Origin of the sequence: Syntrophotalea carbinolica DSM 2380 (assembly GCF_000012885.1) — a bacterium.
In the GTDB taxonomy this organism is placed as follows: domain Bacteria; phylum Desulfobacterota; class Desulfuromonadia; order Desulfuromonadales; family Syntrophotaleaceae; genus Syntrophotalea; species Syntrophotalea carbinolica.
In genome coordinates this window covers 1,625,397-1,642,743 of sequence record NC_007498.2, presented here as the reverse complement: position 1 = coordinate 1,642,743, position 17,347 = coordinate 1,625,397, and the positions used below count along the sequence as shown (strand labels likewise).

The 17,347-nt window shown below is 53.8% G+C and carries 15 protein-coding genes; 9 read left to right on the top strand and 6 right to left on the bottom strand.

The genetic code is table 11. The annotated features are described in order from the left end of the window. The first annotated feature begins 201 nt into the window (after positions 1-201). The 4 genes from PCAR_RS07870 (at position 202) to PCAR_RS07855 (ending at position 6,117) form a co-directional block, all read left to right on the top strand. A complete protein-coding gene (locus PCAR_RS07870; protein ID WP_011341126.1) occupies positions 202-1,167 on the top strand; it encodes a hypothetical protein in 966 nt (321 codons plus the stop codon). A 132-nt stretch (positions 1,168-1,299) separates the two neighbouring features. Next, positions 1,300-3,699: a glycyl radical protein gene (locus PCAR_RS07865; RefSeq protein ID WP_011341125.1), complete on the top strand. Its 2,400-nt coding sequence runs from the start codon at positions 1,300-1,302 to the stop codon at positions 3,697-3,699. Positions 3,700-3,790: 91 nt separating this feature from the next. Next, the gene (locus PCAR_RS07860) at positions 3,791-4,759 is read left to right on the top strand and encodes a glycyl-radical enzyme activating protein (protein ID WP_011341124.1); all 969 of its coding nucleotides are present in this window, start codon (positions 3,791-3,793) and stop codon (positions 4,757-4,759) included. Positions 4,760-4,848: 89 nt separating this feature from the next. Then, a complete protein-coding gene (locus tag PCAR_RS07855; protein ID WP_011341123.1) occupies positions 4,849-6,117 on the top strand; it encodes a histidine kinase in 1,269 nt (422 codons plus the stop codon). Between the two features lie 86 nt (positions 6,118-6,203). On the opposite strand, the gene PCAR_RS07850 is transcribed toward PCAR_RS07855, so the two are convergent. Then, positions 6,204-7,559, bottom strand: coding sequence for a radical SAM/SPASM family putative metalloenzyme maturase (locus PCAR_RS07850; protein WP_011341122.1), 1,356 nt, complete (start codon positions 7,557-7,559; stop codon positions 6,204-6,206). Positions 7,560-7,768: 209 nt separating this feature from the next. Between PCAR_RS07850 and PCAR_RS07845 the strand changes: the two genes are divergently transcribed. The 4 genes from PCAR_RS07845 (at position 7,769) to nhaA (ending at position 11,927) form a co-directional block, all read left to right on the top strand. After that, positions 7,769-9,046: a M48 family metallopeptidase gene (locus PCAR_RS07845; RefSeq protein WP_011341121.1), complete on the top strand. Its 1,278-nt coding sequence runs from the start codon at positions 7,769-7,771 to the stop codon at positions 9,044-9,046. Then, on the top strand, positions 9,043-9,669 hold the full coding sequence (locus PCAR_RS07840) for a class I SAM-dependent DNA methyltransferase (protein ID WP_011341120.1): 627 nt from the start codon (positions 9,043-9,045) through the stop codon (positions 9,667-9,669). Before PCAR_RS07845 ends, PCAR_RS07840 begins: the two co-directional genes overlap by 4 nt. Before the next feature lie 267 nt (positions 9,670-9,936). Then, entirely contained in the window at positions 9,937-10,404 is a 468-nt protein-coding gene (locus PCAR_RS07835; protein WP_041531694.1) for a YbhB/YbcL family Raf kinase inhibitor-like protein, read from the top strand. Positions 10,405-10,736: 332 nt separating this feature from the next. Continuing rightward, entirely contained in the window at positions 10,737-11,927 is a 1,191-nt protein-coding gene (gene nhaA, locus PCAR_RS07830; RefSeq protein WP_011341118.1) for a Na+/H+ antiporter NhaA, read from the top strand. Positions 11,928-12,000: 73 nt separating this feature from the next. On the opposite strand, the gene PCAR_RS07825 is transcribed toward nhaA, so the two are convergent. The 5 genes from PCAR_RS07825 to PCAR_RS07805 all read right to left on the bottom strand — a co-directional run bounded on the left by PCAR_RS07825 (position 12,001) and on the right by PCAR_RS07805 (position 16,037). Continuing rightward, a complete protein-coding gene (locus tag PCAR_RS07825; protein ID WP_011341117.1) occupies positions 12,001-12,402 on the bottom strand; it encodes a rhodanese-like domain-containing protein in 402 nt (133 codons plus the stop codon). Positions 12,403-12,581: 179 nt separating this feature from the next. Continuing rightward, positions 12,582-13,286, bottom strand: a complete 705-nt coding sequence (locus tag PCAR_RS07820) for an HAD family hydrolase (protein WP_011341116.1) — start codon at positions 13,284-13,286, stop codon at positions 12,582-12,584. Positions 13,287-13,347: 61 nt separating this feature from the next. After that, complete coding sequence (locus PCAR_RS07815) at positions 13,348-13,872, bottom strand: GNAT family N-acetyltransferase (protein WP_011341115.1); 525 nt, start codon at positions 13,870-13,872, stop codon at positions 13,348-13,350. 118 nt (positions 13,873-13,990) lie between these two features. Beyond that, positions 13,991-15,331: an HD domain-containing protein gene (locus PCAR_RS17790; RefSeq protein WP_011341114.1), complete on the bottom strand. Its 1,341-nt coding sequence runs from the start codon at positions 15,329-15,331 to the stop codon at positions 13,991-13,993. A 250-nt stretch (positions 15,332-15,581) separates the two neighbouring features. Continuing rightward, positions 15,582-16,037 (bottom strand): hypothetical protein, encoded by a 456-nt coding sequence (locus PCAR_RS07805; RefSeq protein ID WP_011341113.1) that lies wholly within the window; start codon positions 16,035-16,037, stop codon positions 15,582-15,584. A gap of 214 nt (positions 16,038-16,251) precedes the next feature. Between PCAR_RS07805 and PCAR_RS07800 the strand changes: the two genes are divergently transcribed. Next, positions 16,252-17,301, top strand: coding sequence for an IS110 family transposase (locus PCAR_RS07800; RefSeq protein ID WP_011341112.1), 1,050 nt, complete (start codon positions 16,252-16,254; stop codon positions 17,299-17,301). Positions 17,302-17,347: the final 46 nt, after the last annotated feature.

The following is a 17,347-nucleotide window of genomic DNA, read 5'->3' as shown; positions in this document are numbered from 1 at the left end:
CAGAATCACTATAGTGGGGGACGGTTTTGGCTTTTTGTAGCGATTGTTATTGAACGCCTACTGACCTAAAAATATACCTGCGCGCAACACAACGACCCGAAACAAGGAACATTACAAAAAAGGACGTACGTCAACCGTTCGCAAATCGTTCAACCCTTACAATCACTTTTATTCAATGTGCATCCAGGAAAGGTAAAAACAATGGCTCCATGGTCTGTAGACACGCTTTTACTTTGCTTTGGTGGTGGTATCGTCGGTGCGGCCCTCGGCGGACTGTTCTCTTTCGGCATTTGCGGCCTTATCGTTCTGGCCGGTTGTTTCGTCATCCTTAACGGCGGTTCCGAATTCCTTCTCATGCAGGTCGGCCTGGGACCCATTTTCGCCCCCCACACCGGAGGTTTTGCTGCAGGCGTGGCGGCGGTTGCTTACGCCGCAGGCATCAAGAAGAACCTCGCGAGCGGCAGCGGCAAGGACATCCTCTCACCACTTATGGGCACCTCCTGGGATGTCCTGCTGGTCGGCGGTGTTTTTGCGGTATTCGGTCATGTACTGCTGCAACTGCTGGTCAAAATCCCATTTGTCAACTCGGCGGATTGCATCGCCCTGAGTGTTGTCATCACGGCATGTGTGGCACGGTTGCTGTTCCTCAAGGAATTGCCCTGGGGCAATGGCGCATCGATACGCGAACATGGCTTATTGAGCACCAACGATGGCGCCCTGTCGTGGGTTCCCTGGATGGCGCAACCTGCCCGCCTGATGGTCTTCAGCTTCGGCGTTGGCCTGCTGTCGGCAGCCATGGCCATGGGAACCAAAAATGTCCTCGACCCCATGGTGGTTCAGGGTACCGTCTCGGCCACCGGCGCCTTTGTTGTTCCCTTGATCTTTGCCTGGGGCATCGCCGCGATCAGCCTGTTCGGGCTGGAACTGGGTACCGGCGAAGTCCAGAAATTCCCGGTCTGGCACTGCCAGGCTATCCTCAGCGCCCTGGCCTTCCTGCTCTTCAACTCCCTGGTCCTGGCCGCCATCGTCGGCGTACTGGCGGGACTGCTGCAGGAATTGGTAGCTCGAGCCATGTGGAACCACGGCTCAACGCATATCGATCCGCCGGCCGGTGCCATCGCCGTCGGTACCTTGATCCTGAACCTGGCACACGGCTTCATAAAATAGCACATGTAATATCCGGCGGGAATTCCCGCCGGAATAAACATCCGCTTTTGGCAGCAATTAAATAGCATTCGGCAGGGCATGCTTATCTGCTGAATAAAACAGACATCTCAAAACCCGTCAAAAGGAGAAAACATGTCTATCCAAGTAAAAGTTAACCCCGCTGTCGCATCTCAAGGTCCGACCGAACGCGTCGAAAAAATCAAAGCCCGGTTCCTGGCCACGACTCCGGAAATCTGCGCCGAAAGGGCCAAGCTGATCACCGAATCCTACAAGGAGACCGAAGGTCAGCCCATGAGCATCCGCCGCGCCAAGGCGCTGGAAAAGATCCTCCTGGAAATGTCGGTCTACATCGACGACGACGAACTGATCGTCGGCAACCAGTGCAGCATGCCCCGCTCCGCTCCGATCTATCCCGAATTCTCCTGCGAATGGGTGGAAGATGAACTCGACCGCCTGGCCAAGCGCAGCGCCGATGTTTTCCTGATCAGCGAAGACGTCAAGAAAACCCTTCGCGAAGATGTCTTCCCCTACTGGAAAGGCAAAACCAACCACGAGATCGCTACCGCGCTGATGAAGCAGGAAGCCATCGACGCCGGCAATGCGGTTGTCTACACCGTCGGTAACTACTACTTCAATGGCGTCGGCCACATTTCGGCCAACTACGGCAAGGTCATGAACCAGGGTCTCAACAGCGTCATCGCCAAAGCCGAAGCCGCCAAGGAAAAGTTCGACTTCGCCGACGCTCACCAGATGAAATCGCTGCACTTCCTTGAATCGACCATCATCGCCAACAAGGCCGTGATCGCCTTTGCCAATCGCTTTGCCGACGAAGCCGAGAGCCTCGCCGCAGCGGAGAAAAACGCCGCCCGCAAAGCCGAACTGCTCGAGATCGCCCGTATCTGCCGTAAGGTACCGGCCGAGCCTGCTGAAACCTTCCAGGAAGCAGTGCAGGCTTTCTGGTTCATCCACCTGGTCATCCAGATCGAATCCAACGGGCACTCCATCTCGCCCATGCGCTTCGACCAGTATTGTTACCCCTTCTACGCGGCCAGCAAAAACTCCTTGTCGGACGAAAAAGCTCAGGAAATGCTTGACCTTTTATGGCTTAAATTCAACGGCCTCAACAAAGTACGCGACGAAAACTCCACCATGGCTTTCGCCGGCTATCCGATGTTCATGAACATCATCGTCGGCGGCGTGGATCGCGAAGGCAAGGATGCGACCAACGAGCTGTCTCTGATGCTCCTGCAGTGCGCTGCCAATACCAAGCTCTACGCGCCTTCCCTGTCCATCCGTGTCCATGAAGGAACTCCGGACGTGCTGTACATGAAAGCCGCCGAAGTCAGCCGCATGGGTCTGGGCGTACCGGCTTACTTCAACGACCGCACCATCATTCCGGCCCTGCTGTCCCGCGGCCTGACCCTGGAAGACGCCCGTGACTACGGCATCATCGGCTGCGTCGAGCCGCAGGTGGGCGGCAAAACCGAAGGCTGGCACGATGCCGCTTTCTTCAACATGGCCAAAGTCGTTGAGCTGACCCTTAACAACGGTTACGACAAACGTACCGAAATGCAGGTCGGTCCCAAAACCGGCGACGTCACCGAAATGAAGAGTTTTGACGACGTCATGGCCGCCTATGCCAAGCAGATGGAATATTTCGTCGGCCTGATGTGTCATGCCGACAACATGGTCGATCTGGCCCACGGCCAGAATGTCCCCCTGCCCTTCCTCTCCAGCCTGGTCGAAGACTGCATCGGCCGCGGCAAGTCGTTGCAGGAAGGCGGCGCCATCTACAACTTCAGCGGCCCGCAGGGCGTGGGCGTGGCCAATGCCGGCGACTCCCTGACCGCCATCAAAAAGCTGTGCTTCGATGACAAAGTCATCAGCCTGCCGGAGCTCAAGGAAGTTCTCGACAAGGACTTCGCAGGTGCCGAGGAAATCCGCCAGATGGTCATCAACCGCGCGCCCAAGTACGGCAACGACGATGACTATGCCGATGAAATCGCCGTCGAATCGGCCAATATCTACTGCGCCGAAGTCAACAAATACCGCAACCCCCGCGGCGGCCAGTTCCAGCCCGGCCTCTACCCGGCATCCGCCAACGTGCCTTTCGGCGGCGTTGTTGAAGCGACTCCGGACGGCCGTAAAAAAGGCACCCCCCTGGCTGACGGCGTGTCCCCCATCGGCGGTGCGGACATCTCCGGCCCGACCGCTACGGTCAACTCGGTCGCCAAACTGGACCATGAAGTCACCTCCAACGGCACCCTGCTCAATCAGAAGTTCCACCCCAATGCCGTCAAGGGTGAGGAAGGCCTGCGCAACCTTATCGCAGTGACCGAAACCTACTTCAAAAACGGCGGGTTCCACGTGCAGTACAACGTCATCGACCGCAACACGCTGCTCGACGCCCAGAAAAAACCCGAAGATTTCAAAGGGCTGGTAGTACGTGTCGCCGGTTACAGCGCATTCTTCACCGCGCTGGACAAATCGCTGCAGGACGACATCATTTCCCGTACCGAGCAGGTCTTTTAAGTTATCCGACCTGATGCGAAACCAGGGGCCGGATCTTCCGGATCCGGCCCCGCCCGGGAAATGAGTACACCGTAAAACCTGGAGAATGACCATGAACTGGAGACAAAAGGTCCTCGATTTTGACCATATCGGCGATCGCGGTGAAGGCCTCAAAGGGCTGGTTTTCGATATACAGAAGTTCGCCATCCATGACGGCGGCGGCATTCGCACCCTGGTTTTCCTCAAAGGCTGCCCCCTTGTGTGCCCATGGTGCTCCAATCCGGAATCCCTCGCCGGCAAACCGGAAATAACCTTCGTCAGCAACAACTGTATCGGCTGCGGCAAATGTCTGGAAGTCTGCAAGGCCGGAGCCATCCGCAAAGACGAAACCGGGGCCAAAGGGCTGATCATCGACAGGGACCGCTGCACTCTGTGCGGGCAATGCGCTAAATTCTGCTATGCCGGAGCAATCAATATCATTGGCCGCTACCTGTCGGTACCGGAGTTGGTGACCATGATCGAACGCGACCGGAAATTCTACGAGCAAAGCAACGGTGGCGTTACCTTTTCAGGCGGTGAACCGACAGCACAGCCCGAGTTCCTCAAGGCCGCCTTGCAAGCCATTCAGGCCAGAGGCATTCACACCGCCATCGAAACCAGTTCATTCGTAGCATGGGAAACCTTCGCTTCCATTCTGGAAAATGTCGATCTGGTACTGACCGACATAAAACACATGGACGACGCCGAGCACAAACGGCTTACAGGGGTTTCCAACAAGGTCATCCTCGAAAATATTCGCAACATCTCCAGGCTTGGCATTCCGATTAAAATCCGTCTACCACTGATCCCCGGCTTCAACGATTCTGATCGCAACCTCGCAGCGACCGCCGAATTCGTCGAACAACTGAGCAATGTGCAATCCCTTGACATATTGCCCTATCACCGTCTGGGAGAAATGAAATGGGGACAACTCGGTCAAGACTATTCCCTGACGGGCGTGCCCGCACTCACCCTTGAAGACGTCGAATCCCGGATTCAGCCTTTCAAGGACAGGGGGCTAAATATATCTATCGGCGGTTGATATCGCCATTGCGCCCATTTGAGGGCGCTTTGCAATGAAAATCCACTCTCGCAATTATCCATTTATTGTATCTAGGAGGTACAAGGAATATGCCAGTCATCAAACGACTTTTATGCGGACTTGCCGTTGTCGCTACTCTTTTTTCCGTCTGTCCCGCCCAGGCAGCTTTTGTCGTAGGCGGCGAGGACGGCTGGTCCTTCAGCACCGACGGTAACGTCAACCTGTTTCTGCGTTACGCTACCGCCGATGCGCGTCCCGACAACGTTCACAGTGCTTTCAATACCCTGTCCGACGGAGAAGAGTCTTTCCGAACCCGCAGCGGCTTTCTCCCCGGCGTGCTGGCATTCAACATCAAAGCTCCGACCATGGGCGGTCTCGACATGGCGGCCCGGGTCGGTTTTTATCCGAATCCCCAGAACGCAAACACCAAAAACAGCTTCAGCGGCCAGATCGACCTGCGTGAAATCTTCTTCACCGTCGACGGGAACTTCGGCCAGTTCCTGGTCGGTAAAGCCTTCAGCCTGTTTCAGGGCCAGAACTGCCTGACCGGCATGTCCGTTTACGGCTTCGCCATCGAGGGTGCCGTATCCGGCGGGGGTGCCACTCTGGGCAACATCGGCTACGGTTACATCTATCCCCAGTTCAATGCCCAGGTGCGCTATACCACCCCCGATTTTCACGGCTTCAAACTGGCCGTTGCCATCCATGACCCCAGCCAGATCATAGGCTCGGGCGTCGGACCGGACGGGTCCACCGTCATCACCCCTGAAGCTACGGAAACCAACACCCCTCGATGGGAAGGCGAATTGTCCTATGCCGGTATCTACGCCGATGGCGACGGCAGCTTCAAAACCTGGGTCAGCGGTCTGTACCAGACGGCGAAATTCGTCGATGACAGCCTCTACGATGACGACGAAGTTACTGCCTGGGGTGTCGCCGGCGGCGTTCAGCTCGGCTACAAACGCTACGAACTGGTGGCTTCGGCGTTTACCGGTGAAGCCCTGGGCTCCACGCTGATGCTCGATTACGATTCGCTTGACTACACCGGTGAAGAACGTGAAACCATGGGCTACTTGCTGCAAGGTACCTACACCTGGGACAACCGCTTCGGCAAAACCAAACTCGGTATCTGTTACGGCGCCAACCGCATGGATGAAACCTCCGCCGAAAAAGAAGTCCGCGCCGCCACCGGTAACGGCGAACTGAAACAGCAGGATGTCATCACCGTCGGCCTGTTCCACGACATCAACCCCCACCTCAAGCTGGTGCTTGAATACAACCGCGCCAAACTCGAGTGGTTCAATGACGGCAAGCAGGAAGTCGATATCATTGCCCTGGGTACTTTCTTCATGTGGTAACCCGCAACGAACCGATTGTCTGACCAAACAAAAGCGCCCGATCTTTACGATCGGGCGCTTTTGTTTTTCTCTTTGTTTTTAGCGACTTAATCCTGCAGGCATTGCAGCAAACCCATCGCCCACTGGCAGGCACCGCAAGGCTCCGGGTTGGTAAAACAGTCCTGTTCGAAGTCTTCTTCCTGCACAAGGTCGCAGGGAGCCACACCGCAATTGGAACAATACGGGTAATCGAATTCGACCACGTGTTCGCGGAAAGTACGGAAGCCTTCACCTCGCCATATATCGAGCAGCGGTTGCCGGTTGACATTGCCGAAAACCTTGGGTTTGACCAGACGATCCCAATCATTGACATAACAACGATAATGATGCCAGAGGTAGTAACAGGGATGGACATCGCCATTCCATGAGATAAAGGCCGAGCCTTTGGTGATAAACGGGCATTCGCGTTCATATTGGGGGGTGACGGCCGGCAGTTTGATCTCGACGCCCAATTCATCCGCAACCCTCTGTGCCTCGGCAAAGACATCCTGCACTTCGGCAATCATGGCATCGTCCCGCCGCAGCAATTGCATGACATCCATAAAGATGTCACGCTTGCGCGCCTCGCCCCGCATGCGGTTGACCATTTGGTTTACCTTGCGTATCTGCTCATTGACGGCGCCGGGTATGACCCGTTCCTTTTCCCAGGCCATGTAATCATAAATCTTGATGTCAAGGCCCTGGTCGAGCATCTGCCGTCTCCATCTGTCGTAGATGGCAACCGCCGCATCGCTGGCATTGTCATAAGCTACCTGGGAAATCCCGGAGATGTCATAAGGAAGCGCCTGACTGATAAGGATAAAATCGGCACCGCGCTGCGCCACCCAGCGTACGGTATCGGGCAATTGGCGAAAGTTTTCGCGCATGGTGACGAACTCGGCCCCGACTTTGAGACGGCTCCCCGGTCGTCTGCCGCGGGCTTCGTTCAGCATCCTGAAGGCCCGGTCCATATCGCTGAGATCCTCCCCCTCGCGCACCTTGCTGAAGGTCTCGGGCTTGACGCCGTCTACCGACAGGCAGATACGATCGAGGCCGGCCTCCACCAGATCCCGCGCCCGGTTGCGATCGAGCAACAGGCCGTTGGACTGAAAACCGACCCAGGCGTCATCGGGCATCTTTTGCCGGGCCCGTCGTATCCATTCGAGGATATGGGGATGCATCAGCGGTTCGCCGATGCCGTTGAGCACCAGCGATTCCAGATAGGGAAACACCGGTTCCAACGCGGCGAAGGTCTGTTGGGACATATCGGCATCGATAACCTGACTGTCCGCGGCCTGCTTAACGCACATGGGGCAACGCAGATTGCAAAAAGTGGTGCTTTCAACAAAAAGTTTGCTGGGGTATGCTTTGAGCGCAGCCGACTCCGGACTGGCAGGAGCCTCTGCAGGTCTGGTACACTTCATCGTCGTCTCTTCCTCCCAACCGGCATGCTGTGTGAGTATTTCACATAGGATAACCGGCACATAACAGCAGAACCTTGTTCCGAATCAAGGTTCGACCGATATTCATAACATAAAGGAGATGGGGGTAAAAGCGCAAACGCCCCCGGTAACAACGGCACGCGCACTTAACAGGCGCGCGAAAGAAAATCCATGCACAGCAGGAGTTTCCCATGAAAACCGCCCTATTGAGCGTCTATCTGTTCGTCTTTATCTGCGAGCAAATCCTCGAATGGTTCAATATACGTTACCAGCACCGTCATGCCCACCATATACCGGCCATCTTCGCGCGCCATTACGATCCGTCCACGGTGCATCGCGCCCTCGCCTACGAGACCCGCAAAAAACAAGCCGCCCTTATCGAAACAGGTCTATCCGCTGCCCTCTTCGCCGCCTTCATGTTCGGAGGTTGGCTGCCTCGTTACGATGCCTGGACCAGCGAAATCTCAGAAACCTTTATCGGCCAGGGCGTGTTGTTTTTCCTCGGTCTGTTGATCGTACAAATGCTGCTTGATCTGCCCTTCTCCTGGTACAGAAATTTTCGCATCGAAGCGCATTTCGGTTTCAACACCATGCCGCTGCGCCTGTGGCTGATCGATGCCGGCAAAGGGCTCGTTCTTTCAGTGCTCCTGTATGGCATGCTGCTGACAGGAGTCCTGTGGCTGGTACAGACCAGTCCCCTGCATTGGTGGATCTGGGTCTGGGCATTTATTTTCTTTTTCGGTCTGATGGTGATGGTTATTTCCCCCTACCTCATCGAACCTCTATTTTTTAAATTCACCCCGATCGAAAAAGAGGGCCTGGAGCAAAACATCAGATGCCTGGCGGAAAAAGCCGGACTCCATGCCGGTCGTATCTTTCAGGTCGATGCTTCCCGTCGCAGCCGCCACGGCAACGCCTATTTCACGGGCTTGGGACGTCAAAAACGCATCGTGCTTTTCGACACCCTCCTCGAACACATGGACGAGAATCAAATCCTGGCAGTTCTCGCTCACGAAATCGGGCACTGGAAACACCGGCATATCAGCCGAAGGCTATGCGCAAATGCGGTATTGATGCTTGGGGGGTTGTATCTGGCCGCGCACCTTATGCAATGGGACGGTTTGCCGGGCTTGCTGAACCTACCCTCGGCATCGTTTTCGGCACAGGCCATGATCCTGGCGCTGCTGGCCTCCCTGGTCAGCTTTGCCCTGGCTCCCCTTGGCCATGCCTTATCCCGGCGCCAGGAGCGCCAGGCCGACCGTTTCGCCTGCACACTGACGGGCCGCCCCTTTGATCTGGCGGAGGCCCTGGTCAAACTGGCACATGACAACCTTGCAGCCCTTCACCCCCACCCTCTGTACGCCTGGTTTCACTTTTCCCACCCGCCCCTTGTGCAGCGGGTCGCAGCCCTGCAACAAATGGCTCCTTCCGCACAGGAAAAACACCCCGAAAGGAAAGATCATCTATGACCGACCAGAAACTCTTTGACGATATGGCCGCCGATTGGGACGACAATCCCCGTATCACCGAGATGGCTGCGACATTCGCCGCGCACATCAGGCAGCAGGTCCCCCTGACGGACCAGACCCGGGCCCTCGATTTCGGCTGCGGTACCGGCCAGGTAAGCATCCGACTTTGCCCCGCGCTACATTCCATAGCCATGGTCGACACATCGGAAGGGATGCTGAAGGTGCTGCGAAAAAAAATCGCCCGTACCGGCGTGCGCAATATGCATGTTTTCGAGGGAGACCTGTTTCAGGAAAGGCTCGAAGAAAAAAACTTTGATCTGGCCTACGCCTTGATGACCTTGCATCATATCAAGGAGGTGCCCCCCATCCTGTCCCGCTTTTATGATCTGCTCTCATCGGGGGGATACCTGTGTATCGGTGATCTGGAACCCGAAGACGGTTCCTTTCATGGCGAGGATATGGAGGTGCACTGCGGATTTGACCCCTGCGAACTGCAGAAACAGGTGGAGGACTGCGGGTTCTCCAAAGTGCGTACCTGTCGCATGCTGATGGTGGAAAAAACCACCCAGGACGGCAAGCACAAGCCGTTTCCCCTGTTTTTCCTGATCGCGCAAAAGCCCTGAATGGAAAGTACAGCACTACCCGGTTCAAAGCCGAAGAAACGATTTGCAGCATGATATTGATCCGCTTCCATCTTCAGCTATTCTGCGCAATCCCTTGTGCCTGCCGTTTGCCATCGACGCCAAAACGGCTATGCTGATTTTATCTGCGGATGCATTCCATCATTGCCCATAAAGTTTAAAAATCGGAGGAAACAGATGACCACCCAAACGCTTCGCCTGGTGCTGCTGTTTGCTCTGCTGTTAACCTTTATCGGAAGGGAGACTATCATGGCCATGCAAATCACATCGGCAGCCTTTGACGAAGGCGACGCGATCCCAGCCCTGTACACATGCGAGGGTGATAATATTTCACCGCCCCTTGCCTGGTCCGGAATACCGCCGCAGACCCAAAGCCTTGTGCTTATTGTCGACGACCCCGATGCACCCGATCCCAAAGCCCCGAAAATGACCTGGGTCCACTGGGTGCTTTTCAATCTTCCGCCGAATAGCACCGGCCTTCCCGAAGCGGTCAAGCAGCTTCCGCAGGGCACCACGGAGGGATTGAACGACTGGCACAAAACCGGTTACGGCGGCCCCTGCCCGCCCATCGGTCGGCATCGCTACTTCCACAAACTTTATGCCCTGGATACCCTTCTTAGCGGCCTGAAACACCCGACCAAGGATCAACTCGAAAAAGCCATGGCCGGGCACATCCTCGAGCAGGCGACACTTATTGGAACCTACCGGAAACACTGAGCCATGCCAAAGGCAGGGGCAGCACCGCTTCAGGCACTTAACTCTACGGTTCCCGGGACTATGCAACCGTTCAATAGCACCCGTGAAACCGATTATCGTTGACAACGAGTAAGTTTTTTGGATATTTTAGGCCCCAACAAAGGGGAGTAGCTAACGGCGGGAGAAAACGCCGTCCCGACATTCGTCATTACGGCGGCCCGTCCGCCCGGATGCGGGGTTACGACACCAAGTCGAAATCTGCAAGACCTTTATCCACTGCATATCAATATGCTGCGGGTAGAGGTCTTTTCTTTTACCTGCGGCATGTAAAAATGTATTCGGAGGTAAAAGAAATGACTGTCCAGACTATCCGTGATTTTTTAAAACTCGAATCGGCCAGTGGCCTGCTGCTGATCGGTGCCATGCTGCTGGCCGTGCTATGCGCCAACACGCCGCTTTCCTGGCTTTACGACGGTTTTCTGCAAACCCGGTTCGAGATCCATTTCGGAGCGTTGAGCCTTGCCAAACCCCTGCTGCTATGGATCAACGACGGCCTGATGGCCATCTTTTTTCTGCTGGTCGGACTTGAGGTCAAACGCGAGATACTCGAGGGGGAGTTGTCCAGCCTGCCGCAGATAGCATTGCCCGGAATCGCCGCCGTCGGCGGCATGTTGGTCCCAGCGCTGATCTATACCGGCATCAACTGGTCCGCGCCCGCCACCCTGCAGGGCTGGGCCATCCCGGCAGCCACCGACATCGCCTTTGCCCTGGGGGTGATCGCCCTGCTCGGCAAGAACGTACCGGGCCCTCTCAAGCTTTTTCTGCTCACCCTGGCCATTCTGGATGACCTGGGAGCGATTGTCATTATCGCACTTTTTTATACCGCCGATCTGTCCGTCTTATCGCTGGTGCTGGCGATGATAGCGGTGGCCGGCCTGTTTATCCTGAATCGTACCGGCGTAACGCACATTGCGGCCTACGTCCTTCTCGGGGTATTTCTGTGGATCTGCGTACTTAAATCCGGAGTTCACGCTACCCTCGCGGGGGTAGTTCTGGCCTTCGCCATCCCCTTGCGCACAAAGGATCAGGACGGCCATTCTCTGCTGCGCCATCTTGAACATACCCTGCACCCCTGGGTTGCCTACGGCATCCTGCCGATTTTTGCCTTTGCCAATGCCGGCGTATCCCTCGCCGGAATATCATTTACGGATGTTTTCTCCCCTCTGCCCCTGGGCATAGCCGCCGGACTCTTCGTCGGCAAACAGTTCGGTATCGTTGTCTTCTCCTGGATCGGCGTCAAACTGAGAATGGCCCGCCTGCCGCAGGGCGTCAGCTGGGGCGAATTTCACGGCATGGCGGTATTGTGCGGCATCGGCTTTACCATGAGTCTGTTTATCGCAACCCTGGCGTTGGACGGCAGTCAGGAAACGGCGGATGCCGCTCGTCTAGGAGTCCTGCTAGGCTCTTTGATGTCGGCGCTCAGCGGCTATTACCTGCTGAAAAGGGCTGTTCGAAAACGCGCACTCAGAGCCGAGGCACCCTGATAGGAAAGCAGGCTAGAAAACAGTGCAAAAGAAAAAACTAGGGGCATTCGGGAGTGTCCGTGTTTTTATACCACTACCGCCTTGGCGCATAGGGTTCCAGATGCACACCATTTTTGCGGGCGGCCTGAATTCCGCCACTAAGATTGATAACCGAACCGAAACCGCGATCGGTCAGCATGGCGGAAACTCTGGCCGAACGGTTCCCTCGGCGGCAAAGAATAGCAAACTCCTGTCCGGGTTCAACATGCCGACGCAGTTCGGCGATAAAGCCTTCGAGATCGTAACTGCGATCCTTCCGGTAAAAGGTCTGCAGTACCGATCCGGCAACCACCCCGGTCTCCAGCCACTCCGGTTCAGTACGGATATCGACAATGGTGATGCCCGATGCGACCAGTTCTCCGGTCAAAGGATAGCTTGTATATCCCCCGGCCGAACAGACACCGGCCAGGCCGAACCATGCCACAAACCACAACATAAGACTTTTCCCCTTCAAAATCTTCCCCCTGCAAAATGGAAAACATTTGCTGATAGTAGGTTGACTTGGTCCGACCTCAAATACTCACCCCAAATACTACCAAATACTATTATCTTGCGTGTACCAATAACAGTATTCAAGAAGCTTAGCAGCTATTTTCTGTCAGGTTGATGTCGGTGTTATGATCCTACTAAGGCTAATCCACAGAATTTTTTTGCCAAATTTTCTAAACCTTCCACTCCGTGTGCATGATAATCTGCTTCACTACTAATTCTTTTAGATTTTTTGCTAAACAGAACAGATTTCATGCCTGCTGAGTTTGCACCACCCACATCGTGTTTGATTGAGTCACCAATGTAGATTGCCTTTTCAGGCACAACATTGAGCCTATTTAATATACTAAAAAAAACATTTGGGTCAGGTTTATAAACACCAATCTCTCCAGAGATCAGTATCTCATCAAAGTAGTCATGCAAGCCCGAGGAAGAAATGCGTTTCCGTTGTTCTGGTGCATCATAAGCATTCGTGAGCAAACCAAGTTTGAAGCGCTCTTTCAGCCTTGATAAAACTTCAGCTATTCCATCGAATGGCACACAAGTCCTAAACAATTCATCTTTGTAAATATCAATGGCTGAATCATTTAATTGTATTCCGTGAACCCCAAACGTTCTTTCAAGGCGGAACCTGTGCATCAATAGAGGGTCTATATCCCCTTGGTCAACAAGCTGATGAAAGTTCATTATTTCATCAACTGCTGTGCCAAAAAAGTCTTTGAATGAAACTGTAGTTTCTATTTGGGAGTGCAAGTGTTTAAGGCTCTTGGTGTCCGAATCTACAAAGTCTACTAATGTGCCATCAAAATCAAATATTATTGCTTCAAACACAGTTACCTTCCGGGATCATAACAATTGGCATCACAGGCGCGCGGCTTTTTGCGCGACCTACTCAATGCCCTGGTTCGGAACTCCCCAGTGGCTTTTGGTAACGGACTACTGTCAATTGAGAGCCAAGATTCAGTATTTTAGTTGATCCGTCAGTCACAAACCCCATCGCCTCGTAGAACCCCCTTGCCCGTTGATTGCCCTCCAAAACCCAGAGAACGACACTGGAATAGCCCTGTGACTCGAGAACGCGTAGGCCTTTCTGGCAGAGTAAACGACCAATGCCTTTTCGCCAGTAGCCAGGGTGGAGATAAATGCCATAAATTTCGCCAGTTAAACCCTGACCACAATCGAGGTCGCGACATCCCCCAATCCCGAGGAAACCAATTATGCCGGTTCCTTGCTCCGCCAGAAACATCTCTTCAGAATTTGAAGAAAGGTTTTTCCGAAAACATTCAGCTAGGCGGTCACAATCGAGATTGGCTAGGTAGGTTTCAGGAACCAAGCCACGATAGGCCGACCGCCATGAATCTGTGTGGACATTGGCAAGGATCTCAACATCGCTTACGTTTGCGCGACGGATTTTCATCTCAATTCCAATATATTCCCGAACGGCACAATTTAGCGGGCGCAATAGCGATCCGCTGCATTTGCCTTGTTGTGCGACACTGTGATACGTCCATACGAGCTTCTGGTATGAGGTGAATTTATCCGACTCGCAGTCGCAGCAAAGCACGCTCGATATTCATCTGCGCAGACTCCTCAAAACGTCGCCTATATGGCGCAGTGTGATATAGACAATCACGATTGACAAAGGACTCCAGCATTTCCGTCCGCACTTGTCGATAACTATGTTCGGGAACCCATCGATATTCGGTTCGGACCGAATGGTCATATTCGTCAAATGTCGCCTCGTCGGCACCGAGAATTGAGAGATCTATATCAACTAGCAGGGCCTCATCGGGCGTGCGAGGTTCGCTTGAGTGCGCTGTCGCAAGGATCATTCCCCGAACACGCGCCTTCTCATCCTCCGGTCTTTGGAGTTCTTCCATTACTCTACAGGCCCATTCAGCCGAACGAGCTTCATTGTCTTGCCTGCGAGGATCATAGATCGCGTCGTGAAACAAAAGTGCCCACCGTACTTCGTTCAAGTGTATAGCATATTCCGATACTTCACCCAGTTCCAGTAGACACTTTTCGATATGCGCAAGAGTGTGATAGCAACGGTGTGGTTCCGAATAGGAGGATGTAAGCTCAACAATCAGTTTCTGCCGCAGCCCTTCAATTTGTTCATTCCGCATTTCCAACTGTTCGCTAGAATCATTCATGGCTCCATCATTTTCTCGTGGATACCAATCTATCAATACCGACAACAGAGCTCTGTCGATCTTATTGTCGGTTGACAGGCTATAATCCGAGGACAACGGATCCATTGCAGCTAGACTTATAGCGCGGGAATAAAAGTCCGCGAATGCCTTACGGTTCAAACGTGCCCGCTGAGCGACCAACACATCGTACAGATTGAGAATGGTCCATTCCCACAATCTCGTTCCAAAGTTATACGCGACCATCGCGACAGCGACTTCGCGTCGCCACTTATCCACGGCGTCACGGTTCAGTCCAAGGCTTGCAAACCACAAAAATTGCCTATCGATAGTCTCTTGCTCCTCCCAAGTGTCAAGAAATGGATCAAGTAAGGAACTCCAGACGGATAAACGGTTCTCTATCTTGACATTGTTTTGATTGATGAATGTAACTAGCGCCTCTTTTCCAAGCTCCGAAACGAATAGGATGTCTCCTCCCTTGAGTCGGACTTGAGATGGGTAGCCCAAATTGACTTCAATGATTTGATCAACTTTGACAGTACCGGATGGAAACACCGTTGAAGGTTCAAACGGATAGTTGGTGAAGCACAATGCGGAACCCTCAAGATTAACTTCAGGATGGATGACTGCGCGTAAGTTGGAAACAGTCTTCCAGTATCCCGGATAAAACGAGCTAAGTATCAATGAGCTTTCAATACCGTATTTACCTGGTTTCGACTTCATTCCTCGCTCAAAATATCCTTCTATATTGTAGTGCGCGATCTGCAAAGTTATCCGATGTTGCGGCGTTGGCTTGTGCCGATTCCGACGTCGATTCCGGAGGAACGGTCACTTGTGTCAAAACCAGGACTTGATCTAAGCATTCATTTTGGTCTTCGGACCGCATAACGTTGTGGTAACCGGCTGCGTTGTGCCGGGATGATTTAGTAGAGTCTTCTTCGAGAATAGCCCCTGTATCATCAGTCCGGTTGACTTATGGGTTGGGCATTTGTGCGTGCTCTAAGGGCTTGAGAGTTATTAATAGTTTTACAGCGCCAAAAACCAACATGAATTTGAGCGGAAAAGCTAAATAACCAACAAGGTAAGCGGTGACGAACGTAGCGCCACCACCCTGAATAAAGGTGGTAAGGTACAAAATAATCATGCGTAGAATAAAAGTCGCTACGGCTATAGAGAAAAGAATGTAGCCATAGTTAATAGTAAGCCTTTTATGTATTTTTGCTTTAAGCACGAAAATTGTCGAAATGGCTATAGGTATTGCCCAGCCAAGGATTAACTTGTACACCATAAGCTCATGTTTGCTAAAGCGGCTCTGTGGGTATTGATAAAACTCGACCGGCAAGAGCTTGAGTGCCAAAAGCACGTGTTGGAGATTGAAGAGGTAATTAAATATAAGTGCAAAGCCAAGAATGACAGAAATTGCGCGCAACGGACCCTCCCTTGTTATGCCCAACGGTTCATGATAACCGGCGGCGACGCGAAGGTACGGCCACCACCGCAATTTGGTTTTGTTTTTCGGATTAGCGCAGAGCTATTTTCCGTCCGGTTGATTGATTTGATACTAAGTGCAGGCCCCCTTCAGATACCGGACCATCCGGTATCCTTTGAGCAGACACCAAACCTCAAAGAAAGGAGCCTGCACCATGAGATTTCACACCAAACAGCATCAGCATTATTGTGGCGTCGATCTGCATGCCGGGGCCATGTATGTGTGCATCCTCAATGCGGCCGGTGAGATTGTTGCTCACCAGAACATCCCGACCCGTCCTAAATCTTTTCTGCGCCTGATCAAACCATATCGCAAGTATCTCGCGGTGGCGGCCGAGTGCATGTTTTGCTGGTACTGGCTGGCCGATCTCTGCGCCAAAGAAGGGATTGCTTTCGTCCTCGGCCACGCCCTGTATATGCGAGCCATTCATGGCGGCAAGGCCAAGAACGACCGCATCGACTCGCACAAGATTGCGGTACTGCTGCGCGGCGGAACCTTGCCCCAGGCCTATGTCTATCCCAAGGGCATGCGCTCCACCCGCGATCTGCTGCGCCGTCGAAACCACCTGGCGCGCAAGAAGGGGGAACTACTTTCCCATATTCAGAATACGGCCACGCAGTACAACCTGCCCGAACCCCTGGGACGCATTGCCAAGCCGAGCGAGAGGGGCGACCTGCCTGCCCGCTTTGCCGACCCGGCGGTGCGTCGTATGGTCGAGGTCGATCTGGCAACTATTGAACATTACGAGCATCTGCTCGATGGCCTGGAGCGAGAACTGGTGCGCATGGCCACGCTGCACGACCCGGTCAATTTGGCGCTGCTGCAGTCAATTCCGGGTGTCGGTCGCATCCTGGGTCTGGTGATGCTCTACGAAATCGAAGATATTGCGCGCTTTCCCAGGGTGCAGGATTTCGCCTCCTACTGCAGGCTGGTGAAGCCGTCCAAGGAATCGAACGGCAAAACCTACGGCCACAGCGGCAAAAAGATTGGCAATGCCCATCTGCGCTGGGCTTTTGCGGAAGCGGTGGTGCTGATGCTTAAAGGCAACAAGCCCGCTCAAGCTGTGGTGCAGAAACTGGCCAGCAAGCACGGCAAGGGCAAAGCCTTTGCCATTCTGTCCCATCGCCTTGGTCGGGCCGTGTATTACATGCTCAAGAATCAGGTGCCTTTCGACCCGCAGCAGTTTCTGCGGCAAGGCACTTGAAGGGAGGAGGCGGATCAGCCTGACCGTCTAACTGGAAGGCATCTTG

Bases quoted from the DNA above. Each gene is read 5' to 3' on its own strand.
- PCAR_RS07870 (WP_011341126.1), top strand. From the start codon at position 202: ATGGCTCCATGGTCTGTAGACACGCTTTTACTTTGCTTTGGTGGTGGT.
- PCAR_RS07865 (WP_011341125.1), top strand. From the start codon at position 1,300: ATGTCTATCCAAGTAAAAGTTAACCCCGCTGTCGCATCTCAAGGTCCG.
- PCAR_RS07860 (WP_011341124.1), top strand. From the start codon at position 3,791: ATGAACTGGAGACAAAAGGTCCTCGATTTTGACCATATCGGCGATCGC.
- PCAR_RS07855 (WP_011341123.1), top strand. From the start codon at position 4,849: ATGCCAGTCATCAAACGACTTTTATGCGGACTTGCCGTTGTCGCTACT.
- PCAR_RS07850 (WP_011341122.1), bottom strand. From the start codon at position 7,559: ATGAAGTGTACCAGACCTGCAGAGGCTCCTGCCAGTCCGGAGTCGGCT.
- PCAR_RS07845 (WP_011341121.1), top strand. From the start codon at position 7,769: ATGAAAACCGCCCTATTGAGCGTCTATCTGTTCGTCTTTATCTGCGAG.
- PCAR_RS07840 (WP_011341120.1), top strand. From the start codon at position 9,043: ATGACCGACCAGAAACTCTTTGACGATATGGCCGCCGATTGGGACGAC.
- PCAR_RS07835 (WP_041531694.1), top strand. From the start codon at position 9,937: ATGGCCATGCAAATCACATCGGCAGCCTTTGACGAAGGCGACGCGATC.
- nhaA (WP_011341118.1), top strand. From the start codon at position 10,737: ATGACTGTCCAGACTATCCGTGATTTTTTAAAACTCGAATCGGCCAGT.
- PCAR_RS07825 (WP_011341117.1), bottom strand. From the start codon at position 12,402: ATGTTGTGGTTTGTGGCATGGTTCGGCCTGGCCGGTGTCTGTTCGGCC.
- PCAR_RS07815 (WP_011341115.1), bottom strand. From the start codon at position 13,872: ATGAAAATCCGTCGCGCAAACGTAAGCGATGTTGAGATCCTTGCCAAT.
- PCAR_RS17790 (WP_011341114.1), bottom strand. From the start codon at position 15,331: ATGAAGTCGAAACCAGGTAAATACGGTATTGAAAGCTCATTGATACTT.
- PCAR_RS07800 (WP_011341112.1), top strand. From the start codon at position 16,252: ATGAGATTTCACACCAAACAGCATCAGCATTATTGTGGCGTCGATCTG.